The organism is Thiothrix sp. UBA5583, assembly GCA_002425225.1.
Lineage (GTDB): Bacteria > Pseudomonadota > Gammaproteobacteria > Thiotrichales > Thiotrichaceae > Thiothrix > Thiothrix moscowensis.
Genome location: DILV01000027.1, coordinates 1 through 223, shown reverse-complemented (window position 1 = coordinate 223; position 223 = coordinate 1). Strand labels below are relative to the sequence as shown.

At 62.8% G+C, this 223-nt stretch carries 1 protein-coding gene; it reads left to right on the top strand.

Annotated features, from left to right (window positions below):
• Window positions 1-223 (top strand): hypothetical protein (locus B2U47_RS10745; protein WP_296688368.1); only part of this gene is annotated, 223 nt, incomplete at both ends.

Sequence of the window (223 nt, the reverse complement as noted above, 5' to 3'; positions counted from 1 at the left end):
CTGGCGCTACTGGCGCTACTGGCGCAACTGGCGCAACTGGCGCAACTGGCGCTACTGGCGCTACTGGCGCTACTGGCGCTACTGGTGCTACTGGTGCTACTGGTGCTACTGGTGCTACTGGTGCTACTGGCGCAACTGGCGCAACTGGTGCTACTGGCGCAACGGGTGCTACTGGCGCAACAGGTGCTACTGGCGCAACTGGTGCTACTGGTGCTACTGGTGC